We start from the raw sequence: 22,441 nt of genomic DNA on the forward strand, positions 1-22,441 counted from the left end.
TAGTCAAAATGCCTCGTTGCATTTCCAAGTGTCATGGGTATAGGTTTTATCTTTGATCTTTTCAAACAGCTAGGTACGCATAAATAATGAGTTCAATCAGACGCGTTCTACCATTTTTAAGATGGTTTCCAATGACTGGAAATACCGTCAAGACAGATATTATTGCCGGTATCACTGTCGCTCTGGTGCTTATTCCTCAATCAATGGCCTATGCATCTCTCGCTGGACTGCCTGCGTATTTTGGTTTGTATGCCGCCTTTCTTCCAGTCATGATTGCTGCACTATGGGGTTCATCGAGCCAGCTTGGCACGGGGCCGGTGGCAGTTGTCTCTTTATTGACTGCATCAGCAATCACGCCATTAGCGGTGGTTGGCTCACCAGAATTTGTTTCTTTGGCAATCATGCTAGCCTTTCTCGTTGGAGTGTTCCAGTTTATGCTGGGGGTCTTCAAACTGGGCGTTATCGTCAACTTTTTATCACATCCCGTTATCGTGGGCTTCACCAATGCGGCAGCAATTATCATCGCCCTATCTCAGGTTAATAAGATCTTTGGCGTTGAAAAAGAACGCAGTGAGTTTTTTATCAATGACATCTGGGGGGTGGTGCTAAATCTGGATGAAACGCATTTACTAACCTTGATTTTTGGCCTGGGTTCTATTGCTGGTATTATGTTTGCCAGAAAAAAATGGCCTAGAGTCCCCGGTGTATTGATTGCAGTTACCGGGACAATTCTGATTAGTTGGGTCATTGATTTTGAAGGCATGAACGGCGCTGTGGTAGGAGTGATTCCAGAAGGCCTACCATCGATTGCGATGCCCACTTTTAATATGGAAGTATTTGGCACTCTAGTAACAAGTGCCATTGTTATTTCCCTCATTGGCTTTATGGAAGCGATTTCTATTGCCAAGGCCATGGCGGCAAAAACCAAAGAGCGTATCGATCCCAGCCAGGAATTAATCGGTCAGGGTTTGGGAAACATGTTAGGCGCTATGACCTCATCTTATCCAACCAGTGGTTCTTTTTCTCGTTCAGCGGTGAATATAAATGCCGGTGCATTAACAGGAATGTCATCGGTTTATACTGGTATTATTGTTCTTGTCACCTTACTGTTTCTTACACCGCTACTGCATCACCTGCCCAAGGCAGTACTTGCGGCAGTGATCATGACCGCTGTTTTTGGTCTGATTAACTTCAAAGCAATGATTCATGCATGGCATGCATCAAAGCATGATGGTATTGCTTCTATTGTAACCTTTGTTGCGACTTTGGGCTTTGCTCCACATCTTGATAAGGGCATTATGATTGGCGGCGGACTGGCAATTTTGCTCTATCTTTATCGTACTATGAGTCCGCGTGTGGCGATTTTAGGACGTTATAAAGATGGTACTTTACGCGATGTGAAAGTCAATGATCTGAAAACTTCTGATCAAATTATCGCCATTCGTTTTGATGGTTCTTTATACTTTGCCAATGTTGCCTTTTTTGAAGATGCCATTCTTGAAGCTGTGAGTGATAAGCCAAAAGCCGAATATATTTTAGTCGTCGGTGATGCAATTAATCAATTAGATGCCTCCGGTGAAGAAGTCTTACATCACTTGAATGAACGTCTCAAAGAAAATAATATTCAGTTGGTATTCAGTGGTCTAAAACGTCAGATCTTGCTAGTGCTTCGCCGCACGGGCTTGTTTGATGAAATTGGTCAGGAAAATATCTTTGCCAATGAAGACATGGCGCTGGAAGCAATCTATAAACGACTCGGAGAATCTTCTGAGTTTGATTCGGCTAATTGCCCTTTAACTTTCCCTAAGCAGATCATCAGAAAGACAGCATAAAAGGGGGTCGAAACAGGTTTTTGGGTTAAATTCAGAATGAGGCAGGCTGCACTGGGGTGTTCAGCATTTGTAGGGTGGACATGCTTTTTGTGCCCACGCTGAAAAGTGTGAATACAAGATTTGCCTTGAGTCAGCGTGGGCAGATAAAGCCATGCCCACCCTACAGCTATAAAAAAAGCCCCTTATCTGTCATCCAGATAAGGGGCTTTTATCAAGCTTAGGTTTTAAGAAAATTTACTTTTTCAAGCTTACTTTCTAGAACCCTTACTTTCTAGAGCCAGGGCCATTTACTTCAATACCATTGCTCATATATGAATGGAAGTACTCTAATGCTTTGTACTCATCACTCTGTGCTTTCAATGGTAAAGAACGAACCTGCTTGTTACAACCGCCATAGCGACGGTGCATAGTACCTAAACCACCCCATTTAGCACGGTAAACAGGAAAGTGAGATACGTGACCTAATGCAGGGCTTAAGATATCAGCACGGATATAGTTACCGGCATTATCCACGTGACAGTTAGCACAAGACATATTTAACTGACCACGCTTACCATAGAAGTGTTTGCGACCTTTTTCATACCACTTGATTTCATCAGCAGTTTTAGGTGTCTTAACATTCATGACCTTGCCACGAGAAGTATAAGCCATGTAAGATGAAATAGCGGCAAGTTTGCCTTTCTTCCATTTCAGTGCTTTTTCACCATTCTTAGTACGACACTCATTAATCACTTGCTCAAGTGTCTTTACTTGCTTCTCAGCTTTGCTGTAGAAAGGGAAGTTTTGACGAATGCCAATACCACCGTTCTTGAAGCAAGAAGCATAGGTTTTGCCATTTTTGAAAGGTGTATTAAAAAGTTCTTCACCTTGATCAATCGCGATTTCATAAGGAGGAAATTCTTCAATTGCTTCCCATGTTTCTCTTGATTTTGGATCGATGCCATAAACACCATTACCAAATTCGTTCAGTGATACACCGGGAAATTTCTTGTAGAAATAATCACGGAAATTGTGTAGATCTTCCGAAGGTGTGGTTGCCATCGCAGTACTGACCAGGCCTCCCAGGACACCAGCGGCGGTTAAAGCTAATACTGCTTTCTTCATTTTGGATGCTTTCATTTTAGATGTTATCCTTGCTATTTTACTTTAGCTTCAATGCTGTCTGTCTGGTTAGTATTATCAGTCCAGGTGAGTTTGATTATATCGCCTGTTCTGCCTCCAGAGTACCTAAATGACAAATAAGGGTTTTTTGAAACAGCAACACCCCAGTGAGTATTTAATAGTACTTTTTTATTAGACACACATTTTACATTTTTAATAAATTTTGCTGGAATTGGTTGACCCGTTTTTTTATTTATACGTAAACCAGTTTCCATTGGATGGCTGATCAGAGCCTTAACTAATATCGTGCCGTTGTTAAACTGAGCACGGATTTTAATCGAACTTTTCCTCATATCAATTAACCTGTTAATCGCCACTTAAGCGCCACAACCACCAAGGGTGACTTTGACTTCTTTGCGTGTGCTGTAGTGTTTGCCCTTTGCGGTAACAATGGCAATGACATTAGATGTCATATTCATTTTTATTCGCGTTGCGATAAAGGCATCACAGTCCTTGTCCAGTTCAAATTGTGCAACCAAAGGTGCATTATTTTTCTCTGAGAAGAGGGTGATAGCACTCACATCTTCTAAGGAGCTACTGACAGTCACGGGTACTAAAGTACCATTTTCGGCTATATCAGGTGCTTTGATAGTGATTTTATTACTGGCTTCTGATAAATCACTGCCTAAAGCAGATTTAATGGCTGTGGGTAAATTGTTGGTTTTAAAAGCTGCTTCATTCCATGTGGCCAAAGCCCGCATAGGAGTAAGAAACCCCGCCCCAATTGCTATTGTTATTACACTAGCACTTAGGCTGCTTTTTAAAAAAAGCCTTTTGGCTTTTGAAGCATTTTTTAACAATTTTCTCACATTATCATAAATCTATTTTCTGCTGTTATTTTATCCTAGACTCCAGAATCAAATCGGAATTAAAGCTGATGAATAAAATCAGTAATCAAATCAATTTCCTTTTCACTGATGATCTTGTGACGACCAAAAGGAGGCATAATTGTATTTGGGTTTTTGGCACTTGCATTAAAAATTTGTGCTCTTAGAACCGCTCTGTCAGGAAAACGTGCTTTCATAGCAACCAGAGGTGGCGCAATATTGCCAGGCAATTTGCCTCCCTTGATACTATGACAGGCAAGACAATTGCCCTTTTTACGATTAAAGGCTAATGCCTGGCCTTTTTCCAAATCAGCTTTGCTGGTTCCTGCAGCATTAACAGTGGTTGAGGCTAAGCCTAAACCGGTAATAGCAACAGCAATAATTGATGTTGTAGATACGATTTTTGAAAAACTTCGCATCGACTCCTCCTAATTAAAAAGTTATCCCGCCCCGTGAGGTGACTCGTTTTATTCCTAATACTGACTTAAAAAATGCTTTGATGCGGAAGGTATCTCTGCAAAAAATCATTGTTAGGTACAAGTGATAGGGGTTATTTTAAAATTTGTTCATTTTGAACAGATGTAAAAATAGCAGTATTAATGAATGAATACAATACCTGACAGGTATAAAAAGGAAAAAGCAGCTAACTTATAGCAAAATTAGTAAGTTAGCAAAATCTTAAATTGTTGTTTTGATTGATTAAATGCTTAATGAGGCAAAATGAAACTTGATAAAATATAGGGTCATTAGGGTAAACGTGAACAATGTTCAAAAAATAGACAAATTACTCATCATCAAGCTCGTAGAGCGCCTTTTCTTCTTCAATGGCGCGTTTACGTGCATTGAGCTTTGAGAGTGTGTAAAAATCATTCTTAGGCATGATTTTACGGGCAATGTCTAATTGCTCAATGGCGGCATCCAGCAGGCCACTATAATAATAGTAATTCGCCTCAGCAATATGGGCTTTGACCAATTGTTTATCCTTGCCTAAGGCTCTGGACAGTAGCTTATAAATAGCCGGGTGCTTAAAATTATTATTATTATAACTTTCGAGCAATAGAATACTTTCGCTTAATTGTCCCGTTTGCATCAGTGCATAAGCATAATTAGCGGTAATGACTAAATTATAAGGATTGTTTTTACTCGCCGTTGATAATAACTTCAGCCCGGCATTAACGGCTGCTTTTTCTTCGCTAGCAATATAAGCTTTTGCCAGTGCATTGGTATAAACCATATTTTGTGGTGCTGAGGCTTTGAGCGCACGAAATACTTTAATGGCTTGTGAGTAGTGTTGCTTTTTAAATAAGGCCAGTCCATAGCCGTAATAATATTCGGGGTGTATGGCCAGGCTATTTTTTTCCGTTCTGGCACGATAGTATTGCAAGGCCTGTTTCGTTCTGGCAGCACTGATAACGGTCAACTTGGCTTTCATTAAACGGTAATTTAAAGAACTATTAAAATGTGACATCTTGCGTTTGTATTGTTCCGCCCGTTGCGCTGCTTCCGCTATTCGATTGACCGTAATCGGGTGAGTACGGAGAAACTCAGGATAATCTTTGCCCACATAGCGATTTTTGCGTTCTAATTTTTGAAAAAAGCTGGGCATACCTTCAGGATCATAGCCTGACAATGCCAAATAGCGCATACCAACGCGATCCGCTTCTTTTTCATTAGCACGAGTATAATTGATTTGTGCCTGCTGGCCAGCGGCGGAGAAGCCAATGGCTGCCGCTGCCCCTAGACCACCATCACCACTGGCTGCACCGAGTAAAATACCAGCAATCATCCCTGCCATGAGTGGTAGGCTAAACTGGCTGGCTTTTTCAAAGGAACGTGCTAGATGGCGCTGGGTGACGTGGGCAATTTCATGACCCAGTACCGATGCCAGCTCACTTTCTGTGTCGGTGGTCAGCACCAGTCCGCTATAGACAGCAACCACACCACCGGGGGTGGCAAAAGCATTGATCTGGTTTGAGCCAATTAAAAAGAAGTGAAAATTTTGATAGGCATCATCGCTATTGGCCACCAGTGAATAGCCTAAGTTTTGCAAATATTCATTGATTTCCAGATCATCGATCACCTGATGTGAGTTGCGGATTTGGGTGGCGATATCACGACCAATCTGCTCTTCCATATGGGGGGTCAAAGCGACACTGGATGATGCGCCCATATCCGGCAACTCAATTTCTTTGGCGTATAGGGGGCGATAAATCAGACTCAGGCAGAGAAAGAGATGGAGTATTAAAAAAAAGCGATTGTTATTCAAAAAAAGGTTCACAAATAGAAATTGTCCACTATCCTTGTATTTACATACTCGGTTGTTTAGTCGGTAATGGTGAAATAGAAGCTTCACCGAATGTTTTTAGATAACTGTTTTTAGATAACTCAGTTGAACATTAGTTCAATGCTATCTAGGGTAGGATGCTGCTGAAGTACGAAGCGCATCAATGTTTTTAAACAGGCATCGTTGATGCGGTTCGTTGCACTCACCGCATCCTACAAATGTAAAGATAAATGGCTTATTTAATCTGTCCCTATAATTGAAATAAGCACCTGAAAATAACCACTTGAAATACTCAGGTATATTACTATATAATCAAATACTTTTTTATAGTGGTCAATCTGGCTAATTCTATAATAGATACTGACATTTTGTACAGGGGGTTGTTTTAATGCAAGGTATAAAAGAAATCTTGATTACCCATAAAGCTCCGCCATTTTTAGGAGCTTTCCATTCATAGGTGGCGTTTTCATCGCCACGCATAAAAACCTTGGCATCATGTCTTTTAAGTTAAAGCGTCTATTAAACCGATAACAAAATTCAGCAAGATACCGAGGTAAATGTTTTGAGTTAATGGAATGATAGCTTCCCTTCATAGAGTTTTTAATATTACCTATCATAGTGTTAACCCAGATAAACTCAATTTTATCAACACTTGCCGCACCACCACCCGTGACGATTGGAACATGCTTACAGTCAGCTTCTTTAACCGCAGGAAAACAATTTAACCCATCTGAGTAAACAGTACTTCCAGGTGTTAAATGAGTTTGTGCCCATCGTTTTATTTCACTGGATTTAAACCCTTTAAGCACATTTAAATTCATTGCAATCGGGTGTCCATCTTCATTAGTAGAAACGGCTGCAACGAACGGTGTTTTATTTTCTGAACCACGACCTCTGGAGCCGCCTCTGTGCTCACCACCCCAGTAGGCATCATCAATTTGAATGATGCCTGATAAAGGTTTACTGTCATCACGTTCTTTCATAACCTGCATGATCTTTTGTTTCATACTCCAGGCTGTATTGTAGCTTACCTTAAGCTGTCTCTTTAATTCTAATGCTGAAACCGCTGTCTTCAATTGAGTCATAAGATGAATCGCTAAAAACCACTTAGATAAAGGCAGTTTGGTACTATCAAATATTGTCCCACAGGTTGCTGATGTCTGATGATGACAATGGTGGCACTGATAAAGATGGCGATGTTCTAGAGTGCAATAAGTCTTATTGCCACACTCTGGGCAAACAAATCCATCAGGAAATTTCCATTTAAATAAGGCTTGTCGGCACTGTTTGTCAGTGCCATAATCATAAAAAGCTCAAATAAACTATAACCTTCTTGAAACTGAATTTTATTTTTTGACATCATTCTACTCCACACATAATCTATACTTTAATTATAGTATAATTATAGTATAATTATAGTATAATTATAGTATAGTTATCGAAATATGGCGGAGCTTTGTGGGTAATCAAGAAAGAAATAGATGCGAATGAGCTAAGTCGTCAACTGGAAAATTTGCCGGACAATGTCAAGCTGATTGATGTACGCACACCGGCAGAAGTGGCTCGTGGCAAGATCGGGGGTTCTGAGAACCTACCCTTACATATAATCCCGCTGAAAGTAGAAGACTTTAGTAATGAAGATACCATTATCTTTTATTGTCAGACCGGAGCACGTTCTGCTCAGGCCTGTGCTTTCATGGCTTCTAAGGGCATTGATAATGTCTTTAACTTGCGTGGCGGCATTGTGACCTGGGCGCAAATGGGCTTGCCCATCGCGGTATAAAAGGGCAGATTTAGCAAGAGATTGGCCGTTCGGCCTATCTCTTTTGGCAGGCTTGTTAAATGCTGTTAAAGTATATTAGAATACTTGGGTAGAGAAACTGGTGATTAGCGATTATTTAGGCTAGAATCAGTGTTCACAAACTTAATAGACATTATGTTATGGCTCAGTAATTGTTTTTAAGAGGCATATCATATTCATAAACGCTCATCGATACTCATACAGAGACGATGCTCATAAGCTCATAAATAAAGAGACGAGGGAATATTAATGGCTAACTTTGATAAAGAATTAGACGCTTCAGGTTTAAACTGCCCACTACCAATTTTACGTGCTAAGAAAGCCTTAGCAGAATTAGATGCTGGTCAGGTGCTTCACATTATCGCAACTGATCCAGGTTCTGTAAAAGATTTTGAAGCTTTTGCTAACCAGACGGGTAACGAGTTAATGGAAAGCAGTGAAAATGGCGGTAAATTTGAGTTCTTAATCAAGAAAGCTTAATTTCCGTTGTTGATTCATGCTTTCACAGCATGAATTAATAAAAAAGCCCGGTCTATCTCAGATAGAACGGGCTTTTTTTATGCCTGTTTTTTGTAATAAATGTCGAGGTGGGCATGATTAATCTGTACCATGCTGACTTGAGAGATGCTGACTTGAGAGTTTATATTCACATTTTCAGCGTGGGCACAAAAAACGTGCCCACGCTACATCGGCTTCTTTATACTCAGTTTGTTTCTGACCGTAGGGTGGGCACGTTTTTTGTGCCCACGCGGTGAAGATCAAACATTCCCAACTAAACTTAAAACCTCCAAGTCGCCTGAGCACTTAAAATATCAACATCAGCTTCGAATTCGCCTTTTAAATAGTCTGTGCCTATACCTGCAATGGTAAACTCTTCATTAATTTTGGCATCTTTAACCCATAAATGAGAATAACCCACATCAATCGTTAAATTACTATTAGGTGAGTAGCTAGCACCAAAACTAAGCCAAGTGCGATCATCGCCAGGAATTCTTGAGGTACGGCGTTTATTGGCAATGGGAGTTTCATCACGAGCAACACCTGTTCTTAAGACCCATTGTGGGCTGTATTGGTATTTCATACCTAAAGCAACGCGATAGCTATCACTCCATTTTTCTTCTACGAGTGATGGCACAGAACCATTATCGCCTTCAATTTTAAGTTCCTGAAAGTTACTCCATTTGGTATGAGTGACATCACCTAAAAGTGTTAGTCGATCATTTAACTGATGAGTCATACTAATGGAAAATGTGGAAGGTGTGTCTATGCCAGCAGTTACATCCTGATTAGCAAATACTGGAAAATTGGTCAAAATAGGAGAAAGGTTTTTATACTTAATATCCCCCTCAAGGTCGTGAGAGACTTCACCGCGATAATGGACACCAATACGAGTAGCGGGAGTGAATTCATAAATAAAACCACCATTGATACCCATTGCCCATGAGTCGCCTTCAACTTTAACACTGCCATCAGAAAGACTGCCATCAGAAGAGCCAAAAGCAAATTGATTAATATTCTTTTCCAACCGCGCTTCAAGATATTGAATATTCATACCCAGACCAATCGAAAGTTTATCATTGGCTCTAAAGGCAATGGAGGGATTAAGATTGATTGACTTAAGTTCTGATTCCGTAGAGGCATAACGCCCTATCCACTTGTCACCAAAATCAGTGCCAAGGCCGAAAGGGGCATTAACACCTAAACCAATTTTATATTTACCAGCAAAATCTTGCACATAATAAAAGTTAGGGATAAAGAAGGTATCTCCAGCATTGCCACCTTCATTAGTGCCCGTAAAGAATGTATTGCCCTTATTTTTAAATTCAGAATTAGAATCAACAATATGCATGCCCGCAGTCATCTGAGTACCTTCTAAAAACATCATACCTGCCGGATTAAAGAAGATAGTAGAAGGATCTTCAGCAACCGCTGCTGCACCGGCAAAAGCCTGCCCCATGCCGCTGGCACTGTTTTCAATAATAGCAAAACCAGATGCGATAACCTGGCTACTAAGCGATAAGCTTGATATAAGTGTAGAAGCTGCAATAGCCAATTTGAGTGATTTGTTCATATTCAATGTCCTATTGATTGCCAAAATAAAACTAATTAGTTGATGGCGTAGCGATTTTAGTTATTAGTATGTGTTGTATTTATTATACAATATACATCTAATTGTGCAAAGAGGCAAGGTTTTGCGTAAAAAAAATGAATAAAAAGCAACAATAATGATATAAATTAATAAAAAATACACAGTAACTAGCACGAAATATTCAGCAATTAAGGTGTAAAGTTAAAAACAAAAATAGAAGTGCGCTATAAGTTGTTGTTTGTTTGGTTTCGGAATTAGACCTTTGTCTAATCTATATTAGATTACCATTATGTACTAATTGTATGAAACTCAATACTTTAGGCTATTTTAAATGTTGTTTTAACTTGACATTTAGAACAAAAGTGTACAAAATATCCTACATTGATGAAAAGTGTTGTGTTATTGCAACATTTTGTGCCAATTTCGTGCCAATTTTGTACTAAAAGAACATGAATACAGTGTATGAATAATAACAAACGCTAAAGCGTGACATTCTCTTCTTTAATATAGAGACACTGGTTCATATAAATATAATCATGATTTTTTGTTTTCCTTGCTTAAATAAATAGATAGGCAATAAAGGCACAAAAAATTAACTGACGCTAAAAAGTTTTTAAAGGAGCTCAACCGTAATGATTAAAAATCGTTTTCTAGCCGCAGCAGTGACTGCCGCAATTTTACTTCCTGCTATTCCTACAACCGCTATGGCTACCAATGGTATGTTCATGATGGGTAATGGCACTAAGGCTAATGGTCGTGCCGGTGTTGGTATCGCAATGGCTGATAGTGCAATCTCTGGTGCTGATAATCCAGCAGCAATGGTTCGTGTTGGTAACCGCTTTGATATGGGAATTCAAATATTTGATCCCGATCGTACTGCTACAATTACTGGTAATGGTGGGCTCATGACTCCAAATGGCCTATCGCCTTCCGTTGATGGAAGTTATAGTGGTAGTGATGATGGCCCTTTTTATATTCCAGAGGGCGGTTTTAACTACATGATAAGTGATGACATGTCTGTTGGCCTGATTGTTGTTGGTGCTGGTGGTATGAACACAAGCTATAGTAATTTAGGGCTTTTCAATGCCGGTGCAGTTTTTGGTATGCCAACTTCTTCAGGTATCAATCTAGAGCAAATCAAAATTTTACCGACTTTATCCTATAAAGTTAATGAAAATCACTCTATTGGTGTTTCTTTAGTGACTGTATATCAGCAGTTTAAGGCCATGGGGCTTGGATAACTTCACAGCTTCACAAGGTCCAGCGTCTGGTCAGGTTTCTCAAGCGCCTAACAATGTTACAAATAAAGGCCGTGATGACTCATGGGGCTTTGGTATTTCCTTAGGTTGGCAAGGACAATTAACTGATTCGTTGACTGTTGGTGTGGTTTATAACTCTGAAGTCAGCATGGATGATTTCAGTGATTATAAAGGCCTTTTATCAGAAGGTGGTAACTTAGATGTGCCTGAAAACTATGGTATTGGTATTGCTTGGAAGGCAACTGATCAATTACTAGTTGGTTTTGATGTTCAACAAATTAACTTCAGTGATGTTAAGTCAATTGGTAATGAGCTAAATTCGGGTCCTAATAATTCTGGTAACCCTATGTTTAACCCTGCTAACTACCTTGGTACTAACAATGGTTCTGGTTTTGGTTGGGATGACATGACTGTTTATAAGTTAGGTGGTGAATATCAGTGGAACAAGCAATTAACATTACGTGCTGGTTATAGTTATGCTGATCAACCTATTAGCAAAAGTGAAACTATGTTCAATATCCTAGCACCTGCTGTGATTGAAGAACATGCAAGTCTTGGTATGACTTATGTTTTACCTCAGGGTAGTGAAATTTCTATGTATTATTACCATGCTTTTAGTAATAAAGTTACTTGATTACCCATAAAGCTCCGCCATTTTTAGGAGCTTTCCATTCATAGGTGGCGTTTTCATCGCCACGCATAAAAACCTTGGCATCATGTCTTTTAAGTTAAAGCGTCTATTAAACCGATAACAAAATTCAGCAAGATACCGAGGTAAATGTTTTGAGTTAATGGAATGATAGCTTCCCTTCATAGAGTTTTTAATATTACCTATCATAGTGTTAACCCAGATAAACTCAATTTTATCAACACTTGCCGCACCACCACCCGTGACGATTGGAACATGCTTACAGTCAGCTTCTTTAACCGCAGGAAAACAATTTAACCCATCTGAGTAAACAGTACTTCCAGGTGTTAAATGAGTTCTTGATTACCCATAAAGCTCCGCCATTTTTAGGAGCTTTCCATTCATAGGTGCGTTTTCATCGCCAAGCATAAAAACCTTGGCATCATGTCTTTTAAGTTAAAGCGTCTATTAAACCCATAACAAAATTCAGCAAGATACCGAGGTAAATGTTTTGAGTTAATAATGATAGCTTCCTTCATAGAGTTTTTAATATTACCTATCATATGTTAACCCAGATAAACTCAATTTTATCAACAATTGCCGCACCACCACCCGTGACGATTGGAACATGCTTACAGTCAGCTTCTTTAACCGCAGGAAAACAATTTAACCCATCTGAGTAAACAGTACTTCCAGGTGTTAAATGAGTTTGTGCCCATCGTTTTATTTCACTGGATTTAAACCCTTTAAGCACATTTAAATTCATTGCAATCGTGTCCATCTTCATTAGTAGAAACGGCTGCAACGAACGGTGTTTTATTTTCTGAACCACGACCTCTGGAGCCGCCTCTGTGCTCACTACTCCCCAGTAGGCATCATCAATTTGAATGATGCCTGATAAAGGTTACTGTCATCACGTTCTTTCATAACCTGCATGTCTTTGTTTCATACTCAGGCTGTATTGTAGCTTACCTTAAGCTGTCTCTTTAATTCTAATGCTGAAACCGCTGTCTTCAATTGAGTCATAAGATGAATCGCTGAAACCACTTAGATAAAGGCATGTACTATCAAATATTGTCCCACAGGTTGCTGATGTCTGATGATGACAATGGTGGCACTGATAAAGATGGCGATGTTCTAGAGTGCAATAAGTCTTATTGCCAAACTCTGGGCAAACAAATCCATCAGGAAATTTCCATTTAAATATTGCTTGTCGGCACTGTTTGTCAGTGCATAATCATTAAAAGCTCAAATAAACTATAACCTTCCTGAAACTGAATTTTATTTTTTGACATCTTTCCTCCATTATCTTTAATTATAGTATAATTATAGTATAATTATCGAAATATGGCGGAGCTTTTGGGTAATCAAGAATGAGTTTGTGCCCATCGTTTTATTTCACTGGATTTAAACCTTTAAGCACATTTAAATTCATTGCAATCAGGTGTCCATCTTCATTAGTAGAAACGGCTGCAACGAACGGTGTTTTATTTTCTGAACACGACCTCTGGAGCCGCCTCTGTGCTCACCACCCCAGTAGGCATCATCAATTTGAATGATGCCTGATAAAGGTTTACTGTCATCACGTTCTTTCATAACCTGCATGATCTTTTTGTTTCATACTCCAGGCTGTATTGTAGCTTACCTTAAGCTGTCTCTTTAATTCTAATGCTGAAACCGCTGTCTTCAATTGAGTCATAAGATGAATCGCTAAAAACCACTTAGATAAAGGCAGTTTGGTACTATCAAATATTGTCCCACAGGTTGCTGATGTCTGATGATGACAATGGTGGCACTGATAAAGATGGCGATGTTCTAGAGTGCAATAGAGTCTTATTGCCACACTCTGGGCAAACAAATCCATCAGGAAATTTCCATTTAAATAAGGCTTGTCGGCACTGTTTGTCAGTGCCATAATCATTAAAAAGCTCAAATAAACTATAACCTTCTTGAAACTGAATTTTATTTTTTGACATCATTCTACTCCACACATAATCTATACTTTAATTATAGTATAATTATAGTATAATTATCGAAATATGGCGGAGCTTTGTGGGTAATCAAGTAAAGTTAAAGGTGAAACTAACTCAATTCCATTAGCATTTGGTGGTGGTCAAGCTGACATTGAAATGTCTCAGGATGCTTGGGGTATTGCTTATGGTTGGAATTTCTAAGCTTTCCTAGCCATTGTAAAAAAGTGTAAAAGAAGGGGTCTTTAAGACCCCTTTTTTTATGTCTTAAAACAATATAACGGTATTCCACAGTGCGACTAGTGGAAAATTAGACCTTTAGCTAATTGCTTTATTGATCCGAAACAACTACATTATAGAAGGCTGGTCGGAGAATCAGTTTCTTATTTTATTTTGGGGGATACAAAACCTATGTGTAAATCTTTAGTAAACAAATCAACTTTCATGCAAGTCTTTGCTTTAATCTTATTGCTCAGTGTTTCTATTGCACAAGCAGAACAACTTAAACCTTTTTATCTGGGCGATGCTGCTAGCGGTGATATGGCTGCAACGCTCAGTAGTACCAAAGATAAACTCACCGGAGCAGGTTTTGAAATTGTCGGTGAATACTCACCTTATGCCGGTGCCAATATTATTATTGTTACTAATGATGCATTAAAAAATAATGCCGCAGCCACTAAGACAGGTGCTTATGGTGCCGTACAACGTGTTGCAGTAACTGATGTGAAAGGTACAATATAGGTCACTTATACTAATCCTGTTTATATGGCCAATAGCTATCAAATGGCGGGCAAGCTTGAAGATGTTGCCGCTAGTTTAAAAAGTGCTTTAGGTGAACAAATGGCCTATGGTGCTGAAAAAGGCTTATCAGCAGATGACTTACAAGGTTATCACTATATGTTTGGTATGCCTTATTTTGATGAGCCTGATCTATTATCGGATCACGGCAGTTATGACAAGGCAATGGCTAGCATTAATGCTGCGCTTGCAGCAAAAAAAGGCGGCGTGAGCAAAGTCTTTCAAGTGGATATTCCGGGCAAGCAACGTAGCATCATTGGTGTTGCGATGACTGATGGCATGAGTAATGATGCCACCATTATGAAAGAAGTTGATTTCATGGATACACGTTCTACCGCTCACCTTCCTTATGAAATGATTGTTGCTGAAGATGGTAAGGTCTATGCTCTGAGTGCTAAATTTCGCATCGCTATGAACTTCCCTGATTTATCAATGGCGGGTAGCAATAGCTTTATGGGTATTATGGCGTCACCCGATGCCATCAAAAAAGCCTTGAGTGCTGCTTCGGGTAAGAGCCAGAAGAAAGAATCTTCAGGTGGCTTTGACTTCTAGGGTGATTGCTGGGAGGCTTGTGTTTAATTAGTTTCTTAGCGTGTATGTATCATTCAGACCGCGTGGGCAGATAAAGCCGTGCCCACGCGGTGATACTGACGAATGCTTACCAGTCTGTTATGATTTGCCCATGAAACTTTTTCCCTCTTCTCGTCTGCTAATTGCCATTGCGCTCACTGTTTTATTTTTCATTTTCCTTGTTGCTATTCTCTTCGTTACCAACTTATCCTTTTCGGTCTGGGAACAACTCCAACAAAAGCCGCTATGGTTGATTTGGACGTATGCCAGTGCAATTGCCTTTGCCTGCTTAGTTTTTGGTGGGATTCTCTGGCGTCTATTGCTGCCTAAAAAGAAACAACAAACAAAAACAGCAAACAAATCACCTCAACACATTGATATTAAAGCAAGCAGTCAACGTCTGGATGCGCTCAATGAAAAAATATCCTCAGCACAGGAAAAAGAATTAGCCACTATACAGTCAGCATTAGCGGCTGAACTTCAGGAATACGCACAAAGAAAAGATCAGCAAAGCATTTATATTGCTTTATTTGGTGATATTAGCAGCGGTAAAAGTTCATTGATTAAGGCGTTGACTGGTGAAGCATCGATAGCAAGCAGTGTCTTAGGTGGCACGACTAAGGAAGTTGTTCATTACCAGTGGTCGCTACTGGATGAAAACAAAACCAGTCATGATGTGGTGCTAACCGATATGCCGGGCTTAAATGAACAATTTTCTGAATTAGATAGCTTAGCCAGTGAAGAGGTATTGCGTGCTCATATTGTTATTTATTGTTGTGATGGCGATTTGACTGCCAGTCAATGGCAAGAGCTTCAGCCGATTCTTTCACTGGCCAAACCTTGCATAGTGGCATTGAATAAAGCCGATCAATATCAGCCTGAAGAGCTGGCATTAATTATTGAACGTATTCAGCAACGTATTCAGGCCATCAATTCGGCTGCATCGCTAGTGACCATGAGTGCGGGTGGCACGCGTGAATTTATTCGCTTGACCCCTGATGGTGAAGAAGAGCGTGTGCAACGTCCATTGCCTATTGATGTTAATGACTTGCGTGAGCGAGTGTCACAGTTGATCAGTGACTTAGGCTTAAAACAATTGGAACGTTTGCGGGAAATATCTGTGTCCAGTCTTATGAATAATAAGCTTGATGACTTAGATGCCCGGTTTAAATTCTCTCAAAGTCAACGACTGGTCAATGGCTATACTAAAAAAGCCGTGGTTGCTTCAATGGCAACGATTAGTCCGGGGACCGATCTTCTGGTGCAGGGCTATTTAGGCATACAGATGGTGAAAGATTTATGCAAACTCTATGAGGTAAATGCCACGGATATTGATGCCAATAAGCTAATTGAACTGATACAATTACGTATGGATAAAAGTTTGCCCTTACTCTTGGCGATTGCCGGGAACGGGCTCAAGGCTTTTCCCGGTATTGGCACGGTATCCGGTGGTTTGATGCATGCCGTCGCTTATGGAATGATTTTTGACACCCTGGGACGTTCCATTGCCCGTACTTTGGAAGTAACCGGTGAGTTATCGCCCACATTAGTCAGTGATTTGTATAAGGAGCAATTGGGTGAAAATATTGAATCGCGCACAAAAGATTTTATCAAACTGGTCCTCAAGCTCCGCCAACGCGATTGAGCGTGCCTATAGTAAAGTCTTAGTGACGGACAAAGACACAACTGATATAGAAAAAGTAGCAACTCAGCCAGAAAGCCAATCAGAGGGGCAATCAGAAAGTGCTGGCGATCAACACCTCTCTATTGCCAAAGAAAGTCTCAGCCATTTATTGCAAGATACCCGTGTGCCGGATCAGGTGCGTGAATCACTCAAGGACGATTTTCAACAAATCGAACAGATGCTGGAAAAAATCGAGCATCAACATATCCATATTTCTGTGTTAGGACGTGTTAGTGTCGGCAAGTCATCACTATTAAATGCCCTCATCGGTCAAGAAAAATTCACCACCAGTCCTTTGCATGGTGAAACAAAAAATACTGAATTCTCTAATTGGCAGGAATATGAAGCAGGCGGTGTGTTTTTTATTGATACGCCAGGTATTAATGAAATAGAGGGTGAACAACGGGCTAAAATGGCGCATGAGGTCGCGACACGTTCTGATATTATTTTATTTGTTTTAGATGGCGATATGACGGATACAGAATATCAGGCTTTAAAACAGGTGATGTCAGAGTCCAGACCGGTGGTTTTGGTGCTGAATAAAATTGATCGTTATATTAAAAAAGAACAGCAATTATTGCTCAGTAGTTTGCAACAGCGTGTGGCCGGTTTGGTTGATGTTGAAAATATAATCACCGCCTCTGCGCGTAGTACAGAAAAACACTATATTTTAGTGGATGAACAGGGCAATGAAAAAGAAACAACGAAAATTTTTCCGCCGGATGTCGCGGAACTAAAAAATTGTCTGTGGTCTATTATAAAAGGCGAGGGAAAAACCCTGGCGGCAATTAATGCCAGCTTATTTGCCAGTGACTTGTCTGATCAAGTCAGTGAGCGAATTTTAGCGGTGCGCAAAGAACTGGCAGAAAAGGTTATTCATACCTATTGTGTGTCTAAAGGGGTGGCGGTGGCCATAAACCCGGTGCCCGTTGCGGATTTAATGGCGGCAGCGATTATTGATGTCACCTTGGTGATCCATTTAGCCAAGTTGTATGGCCTGCCCTTAAGTAAAACAGAGGCCGGGGAATTAATAACAACCATTGCCAGCCAAATGCTATTGTTACTCGGCACTATCTGGGGAATACATTTTATTTCCAGTGCATTGAAACTCGGTACGGGCGGTTTATCCACAGTCCTGACCGCTTCAGCACAAGGTGCAGTGGCCTATTATAGTACTCTAGTTGTGGGCAAGGCTGCGCAACAATATTTACGTCAAGGCAAGTCTTGGGGTGAAGCCGGTCCTAAAGTTGCTGTCCAGTCAATATTAGACTCACTCGACCGCAACTCAATTTTAAAACAAGCAAAAGGTGATATAATGAGCCGGTTAAGAGCGGGCATGTGATACCGGAATATTGATCTAATCGAACAAACGTAGGATGCCGCTGAGGTACGAAGCGCATCACTAAATAGGATTATTTATATACAAAACCGTAGAGTGGGCATGGCTTTATCTGCCCACGCTGATTCAAGCGCTTATTATGCACACTCAGCGTGGGCACAAAAAGCGTGCCCACCCTACGGTCACAACTAACTCATTACCCTTACAATCAAGGCCACCATGAACAAATCAGCAAGCAAACTCCTCGATGTTTTTTCAGATTTAGACCAGGACGATCAAAATAGTCTATTGTCTTTTGCTGATTTTTTATTAGCCCAGGCAAAGCAGGATGGTCGCATAATTGAAGTTGCGGAGCCGCTTGTTATTGAACGTCCCGCAGAAGAACGTGTGGTCGCTGGCATCAAACGCTTGTCGGCCACTTATCCCATGCTCAAGAAAAATACCATGCTGGATGAGACGGCTTCATTAATGTCGGAACACATCCTCAAAGGGCGCTCGGCAGAGAGTGTCATTGATGAGCTAGAGAGTTTATTCAAAAAACGCTATGATGCGTTCTGTGAGAAATCGGGCCAAAGACAGGGAAACACAAAGTGATAGATATTTTTAACCGCTGGTTTCAGCGGCATTTTTCTGATCCACAAATTATTTTTCTGGTGGTGTTCTTAGTTCTGGCATTCACCATTGTCATTGGTTTTAACGATACGCTGGCACCTGTTTTTGCCGCTATTGTTATTGCTTATTTATTAGAAGGTTTGGTGGTTTTATTTGATCAGTGGATTAAACATCGACTGATTTCAGTGATTGTTGTTTTTGTTGGTTTCTTGACGGCTTTAATGGTGACCTTATTTATTATCAGCCCGCTTCTATGGGGGCAGGTAACCGATCTGATCACCGATACTCCGAAATATATTGAAAAAGGGCGGCAATTGATTTTACAATTGCCATCTAATTATAGCTTCATTTCTGAAGATTCGGTTTTACAGCTTTTTGCTCTGATACAATCAGAGGTCACTACCATGGGTAAGCATGTATTATCGCTGTCCTTGAGTTCTATTCAAAGCAGTATTACCATTATGATCTATCTAATTTTGGCGCCCTTATTGGTGTTTTTCTTCTTAAAAGATAAAAGTATTATTCTTAATTGGTTTATGAACTTCTTTCCCCGAGATACGCAATTGTCCACACAGGTCTGGCGTGAAATGGATCAGCAGATAGGTAATTATGTGCGTGGTAAATTTTGGGAAATTACCATTATTTCAGTCATTTGCTTTATTACGTTTAGCTTTTTAGGGCTCAAATACGCATTATTAATTTCTATTCTGGTTGGCTTGTCGGTTGTTGTTCCCTATGTGGGGGCAACGGTAGTAACTATTCCAGTGGCTCTCATTGCCTTTTTTCAATGGGGCTGGACAGCTGATTTTGCTTGGCTGATGTTGGCCTATGGTATTATTCAAGCATTGGATGGTAATGTGCTAGTGCCGTTATTGTTTTCTGAAGTGGTCAACTTGCATCCTGTCGCAATCATTGTTGCCATTTTGTTTTTTGGTGGCTTATGGGGTTTTTGGGGGGTCTTTTTTGCCATCCCCTTAGGGACACTGGTGAGTTCGGTGATCGCTGTTTGGCCATCGGTAGCGGATGACAATACAGGCACTCAATCAGCGAGCTGAGTATTTTTTATTTAATGGGTTCATGGAATGAATGTTGATATGAAAAATAGTAAACAGATAAAAGCTGAGCACAAAACGAGAGGCTTATCTGGCATAGTGTTTTATTCGCTATTGTTGTTCTTTGTGCAGGCAAATGCTGTGGCCAGTGCTAATTTAGAAACTCCAGATTTAAACCTTCCGGCAAATCAATTCCCTTTCTCCCCGGGTGAAATCCTGCATTATAAGCTCAGTTATCGAGGTCTCTTAACCTCCTTGCTATGGGCTGATTTAGCTGATGTGCGTATGACTTTCTTGACTAATAAACAAACCCCGGAACAGCAGGCCGCTTATCAGTTTGAATTGTATCTCAGCACTGAAAACTATACCAAAGCTGAAATGTTTCAACCCGTACGCTATACCTATACCACCACTTTAGATGCTGCTTTACAAAGAACAGTGTTGGTTGAAGAAATGGATGTGGGGGAAAATCAGAGTCATCATTTTCTCTGGCTGGACTGGCAAAATAAGATCACGCAATTATTCAAAAATCGTGAAAAGGAAAAACAAAGCTCGGGATTTTTAGGGCTGGATACAAAGGAAGTCTGGGAAAAAGAGGGTGGTGGAACCGTGCCTGATTTCCTGAAAAATTATCCCTTATTAGATGAGCAACAAGCCCTTATTCACAAGGAGTCAGGTGATAAAATAGAGCGTTCACAAGTGCTTGACCCCTTATCGCTTATCTATATTTTGCGTACGCTTGATTTTACTTCTGAGCCCACAGCAGAAAAAGAAATTGCCGTGGCGGTATCGGATGATATTCGTATTTATCAGGTAAAAAGAATGGCCAGCGAAGCAATTTCACTGAATGGTGAATCCCGACAAGGTATAAAATATCAAATTCAGACCGATGCTAAAAAAGAACGCCGCTTTTATGTCTGGCTCAGTGATGATCAGAAAAAAATTCCCCTAAGAATGGCAATGGATGCGCCTTTAGGGAAGTTAGAGATTGATTTAATGGCGGTCTCGGAGAACTAGCTGAGAGCGTTTATTCTTCATTGGTAGGATGCGGTTCGACTCACCACAGCCTACAAATTACAACACATCCGAAGCAAAGTCTGCCAGTCGTGAACGTTCGCCACGTTTGAGCGTGATATGGCCACTATGTTCCCATTTACGAAACCGATCCACGACAAAAGTGAGTCCTGATGTGGTTTCACTCAGGTAGGGGGTGTCGATCTGGGCGATATTACCGAGGCAAACAATTTTTGTGCCGGGGCCGGCACGGGTAATGAGGGTTTTCATTTGCTTGGAGGTCAGGTTTTGTGCTTCATCGAGAATAATGTAACGGTTTAAAAATGTTCGTCCACGCATAAAGTTTAAGGAGCGAATTTTAATCCGCCTTGCCAATAAGTCATTGGTCGCTTGTTTTCCCCATTCGCCGGCGTCGTCATTTTGGGTCAGAACTTCTAGGTTGTCCATTAGAGCGCCCATCCAGGGTGCCATTTTTTCCTCTTCTGTGCCGGGTAAAAAACCAATGTCTTCACCCACTGAAATCGTGGCGCGAGTCATGATGATTTCCTGATAGATTTTATTTTCCATCACCTGCATCAGACCAGCGGCCAGTGCTAAAAGCGTCTTGCCGGTACCAGCTTGTCCTACCAGAGAAACAAAATCGACTTCGGGATCCATTAATAGGTTCAGGGCATAATTCTGCTCTTTATTTCTGGCGGTGATGCCCCAGACATTTTGTTTTTCTGAATAATATTGTTGTATTTGTTCAACGATGGCACCATCACTGCTGTTTTCTCTGACGGTGGCTTCAAAGGCGGAATCTTCTCCAATACTGATCATTTGATTGGGTAGCCATTTTTTGACTTCATCGCCTTTTATTTTATGGTAGGTGTGACCTTCTTCTGACCAACTATCCACTTCTTTATCATGCAAATCCCAAAAGCTTTCCGGTAGATTTAACATGCCACTATAGAGCAGGTTTACATCTTCAAGTACTTGATCATTATTGTAATCTTCTACATGAATACCAATGGCTGCGGCTTTAATGCGCAGGTTGATGTCTTTGCTCACCAGAGAGACTTTGGGTAGTTTGGGATCTTTTTGCAGGGCAACGGTAATGCCTAGAATAAAATTATCATTTTTTTGTCCGGGCAGGGTGATGGGAATGTCGGTGGAAATGTGTTCAGTTTGCAGAAATAATTTGCCATTGGCGATGAGGGCTTCTTCGCTGTCTTCGTCAATGCCAATGCGCAGGTTTAAATCCAAGCCTGCCTTGATTTCTTCGGCTGTTGAACCTGAGGTCAGATCGTCTAAAAAACGACTGGCCTGACGGGCATTTCTTGCCACTTCAGAATGGCCTTTTTTGTTGTTGTCGAGTTCTTCTAAGACCACCATGGGAAGGAACAAATCATGTTCAGCAAAGCGGAATAAAGCACTGGGATCATGTATTAATACATTGGTATCCAGGACAAATAAACGTTTTGGATTATTGTTTTTTTCAGCTTCTGTCATCGTATGGCATTCCTTTTAGTTAATTAAAAA

Annotated in this window: 21 protein-coding genes and 4 pseudogenes; 12 read left to right on the top strand and 13 right to left on the bottom strand. The window is 40.5% G+C overall.

Annotation, left to right across the window (positions count from 1 at the left end; genetic code table 11):
• The first annotated feature begins 86 nt into the window (after positions 1-86).
• The gene (locus tag JEU79_RS22710; protein WP_198266230.1) at positions 87-1,832 is read left to right on the top strand and encodes a SulP family inorganic anion transporter; all 1,746 of its coding nucleotides are present in this window, start codon (positions 87-89) and stop codon (positions 1,830-1,832) included.
• 264 nt (positions 1,833-2,096) lie between these two features.
• Here the strand turns inward: JEU79_RS22710 and soxA are convergent, their stop codons facing one another.
• From soxA to JEU79_RS22740, 6 genes and pseudogenes are all read right to left on the bottom strand, one after another.
• Positions 2,097-2,951 carry a sulfur oxidation c-type cytochrome SoxA gene (gene soxA, locus JEU79_RS22715; RefSeq protein WP_246540680.1) on the bottom strand — a complete coding sequence of 285 codons (855 nt, stop codon included), beginning with the start codon at positions 2,949-2,951 and terminating at the stop codon, positions 2,097-2,099.
• A 17-nt stretch (positions 2,952-2,968) separates the two neighbouring features.
• A complete protein-coding gene (soxZ, locus tag JEU79_RS22720; RefSeq protein ID WP_198266231.1) occupies positions 2,969-3,286 on the bottom strand; it encodes a thiosulfate oxidation carrier complex protein SoxZ in 318 nt (105 codons plus the stop codon).
• Positions 3,287-3,310: 24 nt separating this feature from the next.
• The gene (soxY, locus tag JEU79_RS22725; protein WP_343075023.1) at positions 3,311-3,802 is read right to left on the bottom strand and encodes a thiosulfate oxidation carrier protein SoxY; all 492 of its coding nucleotides are present in this window, start codon (positions 3,800-3,802) and stop codon (positions 3,311-3,313) included.
• 59 nt (positions 3,803-3,861) lie between these two features.
• Entirely contained in the window at positions 3,862-4,239 is a 378-nt protein-coding gene (gene soxX / locus JEU79_RS22730) for a sulfur oxidation c-type cytochrome SoxX (protein ID WP_198266232.1), read from the bottom strand.
• 365 nt (positions 4,240-4,604) lie between these two features.
• Complete coding sequence (locus tag JEU79_RS22735; RefSeq protein ID WP_198266233.1) at positions 4,605-6,086, bottom strand: M48 family metalloprotease; 1,482 nt, start codon at positions 6,084-6,086, stop codon at positions 4,605-4,607.
• Positions 6,087-6,517: 431 nt separating this feature from the next.
• A pseudogene (locus JEU79_RS22740) lies at positions 6,518-7,464 on the bottom strand (IS1595 family transposase).
• A gap of 96 nt (positions 7,465-7,560) precedes the next feature.
• Here JEU79_RS22740 and JEU79_RS22745 point away from each other — a divergent pair.
• The gene (locus JEU79_RS22745; RefSeq protein ID WP_198266234.1) at positions 7,561-7,887 is read left to right on the top strand and encodes a rhodanese-like domain-containing protein; all 327 of its coding nucleotides are present in this window, start codon (positions 7,561-7,563) and stop codon (positions 7,885-7,887) included.
• Positions 7,888-8,154: 267 nt separating this feature from the next.
• Positions 8,155-8,385 (top strand): sulfurtransferase TusA family protein, encoded by a 231-nt coding sequence (locus tag JEU79_RS22750; protein ID WP_198266235.1) that lies wholly within the window; start codon positions 8,155-8,157, stop codon positions 8,383-8,385.
• Between the two features lie 298 nt (positions 8,386-8,683).
• Here JEU79_RS22750 and JEU79_RS22755 read toward each other — a convergent pair whose 3' ends face one another.
• Positions 8,684-9,976 (bottom strand): OmpP1/FadL family transporter, encoded by a 1,293-nt coding sequence (locus tag JEU79_RS22755; protein WP_198266236.1) that lies wholly within the window; start codon positions 9,974-9,976, stop codon positions 8,684-8,686.
• Between the two features lie 650 nt (positions 9,977-10,626).
• On the opposite strand from JEU79_RS22755, the gene JEU79_RS27840 reads away from it, so the two are divergent.
• On the top strand, positions 10,627-11,235 hold the full coding sequence (locus tag JEU79_RS27840; RefSeq protein WP_198266237.1) for an OmpP1/FadL family transporter: 609 nt from the start codon (positions 10,627-10,629) through the stop codon (positions 11,233-11,235).
• Positions 11,228-11,887 (top strand): OmpP1/FadL family transporter, encoded by a 660-nt coding sequence (locus tag JEU79_RS27845; protein WP_198266238.1) that lies wholly within the window; start codon positions 11,228-11,230, stop codon positions 11,885-11,887. The genes JEU79_RS27840 and JEU79_RS27845 overlap by 8 nt, the downstream gene beginning before the upstream one ends.
• Here JEU79_RS27845 and JEU79_RS22770 read toward each other — a convergent pair.
• The 5 genes and pseudogenes from JEU79_RS22770 to JEU79_RS27125 all read right to left on the bottom strand — a co-directional run.
• Positions 11,888-12,235, bottom strand: a pseudogene (locus JEU79_RS22770) (IS1595 family transposase); the annotation flags it as partial.
• Between the two features lie 47 nt (positions 12,236-12,282).
• Positions 12,283-12,444 (bottom strand): hypothetical protein, encoded by a 162-nt coding sequence (locus JEU79_RS27110; RefSeq protein WP_246540681.1) that lies wholly within the window; start codon positions 12,442-12,444, stop codon positions 12,283-12,285.
• Positions 12,441-12,740 carry a transposase gene (locus JEU79_RS27115; RefSeq protein WP_246540682.1) on the bottom strand — a complete coding sequence of 100 codons (300 nt, stop codon included), beginning with the start codon at positions 12,738-12,740 and terminating at the stop codon, positions 12,441-12,443. Before JEU79_RS27115 ends, JEU79_RS27110 begins: the two co-directional genes overlap by 4 nt.
• 297 nt (positions 12,741-13,037) lie before the next feature.
• Positions 13,038-13,088: pseudogene (locus JEU79_RS27120) on the bottom strand (hypothetical protein); the annotation flags it as partial.
• 166 nt (positions 13,089-13,254) lie between these two features.
• Positions 13,255-13,857: pseudogene (locus JEU79_RS27125) on the bottom strand (IS1595 family transposase); the annotation flags it as partial.
• A 405-nt stretch (positions 13,858-14,262) separates the two neighbouring features.
• Between JEU79_RS27125 and JEU79_RS27130 the strand changes: the two are divergent.
• The 7 genes from JEU79_RS27130 (at position 14,263) to JEU79_RS22820 (ending at position 20,923) form a co-directional block, all read left to right on the top strand.
• On the top strand, positions 14,263-14,592 hold the full coding sequence (locus tag JEU79_RS27130; protein WP_246540683.1) for a hypothetical protein: 330 nt from the start codon (positions 14,263-14,265) through the stop codon (positions 14,590-14,592).
• 24 nt (positions 14,593-14,616) lie between these two features.
• On the top strand, positions 14,617-15,201 hold the full coding sequence (locus tag JEU79_RS27135; protein ID WP_246540684.1) for a hypothetical protein: 585 nt from the start codon (positions 14,617-14,619) through the stop codon (positions 15,199-15,201).
• A 130-nt stretch (positions 15,202-15,331) separates the two neighbouring features.
• Entirely contained in the window at positions 15,332-16,864 is a 1,533-nt protein-coding gene (locus tag JEU79_RS22800; protein WP_198266242.1) for a GTPase, read from the top strand.
• Positions 16,806-18,245: a YcjF family protein gene (locus JEU79_RS22805; RefSeq protein ID WP_246540685.1), complete on the top strand. Its 1,440-nt coding sequence runs from the start codon at positions 16,806-16,808 to the stop codon at positions 18,243-18,245. Before JEU79_RS22800 ends, JEU79_RS22805 begins: the two co-directional genes overlap by 59 nt.
• 216 nt (positions 18,246-18,461) lie before the next feature.
• Positions 18,462-18,836 (top strand): Crp/Fnr family transcriptional regulator, encoded by a 375-nt coding sequence (locus JEU79_RS22810; RefSeq protein ID WP_198266243.1) that lies wholly within the window; start codon positions 18,462-18,464, stop codon positions 18,834-18,836.
• The gene (locus tag JEU79_RS22815) at positions 18,833-19,909 is read left to right on the top strand and encodes an AI-2E family transporter (RefSeq protein ID WP_343075024.1); all 1,077 of its coding nucleotides are present in this window, start codon (positions 18,833-18,835) and stop codon (positions 19,907-19,909) included. Before JEU79_RS22810 ends, JEU79_RS22815 begins: the two co-directional genes overlap by 4 nt.
• Before the next feature lie 39 nt (positions 19,910-19,948).
• On the top strand, positions 19,949-20,923 hold the full coding sequence (locus JEU79_RS22820; RefSeq protein ID WP_198266244.1) for a DUF3108 domain-containing protein: 975 nt from the start codon (positions 19,949-19,951) through the stop codon (positions 20,921-20,923).
• 57 nt (positions 20,924-20,980) lie between these two features.
• Here the strand turns inward: JEU79_RS22820 and JEU79_RS22825 are convergent, their stop codons facing one another.
• Positions 20,981-22,411, bottom strand: a complete 1,431-nt coding sequence (locus JEU79_RS22825) for a PhoH family protein (protein ID WP_198266245.1) — start codon at positions 22,409-22,411, stop codon at positions 20,981-20,983.
• Positions 22,412-22,441 lie beyond the last annotated feature (30 nt).

It is taken from the genome of sulfur-oxidizing endosymbiont of Gigantopelta aegis, assembly GCF_016097415.1.
Taxonomy (GTDB): domain Bacteria; phylum Pseudomonadota; class Gammaproteobacteria; order GRL18; family GRL18; genus GRL18.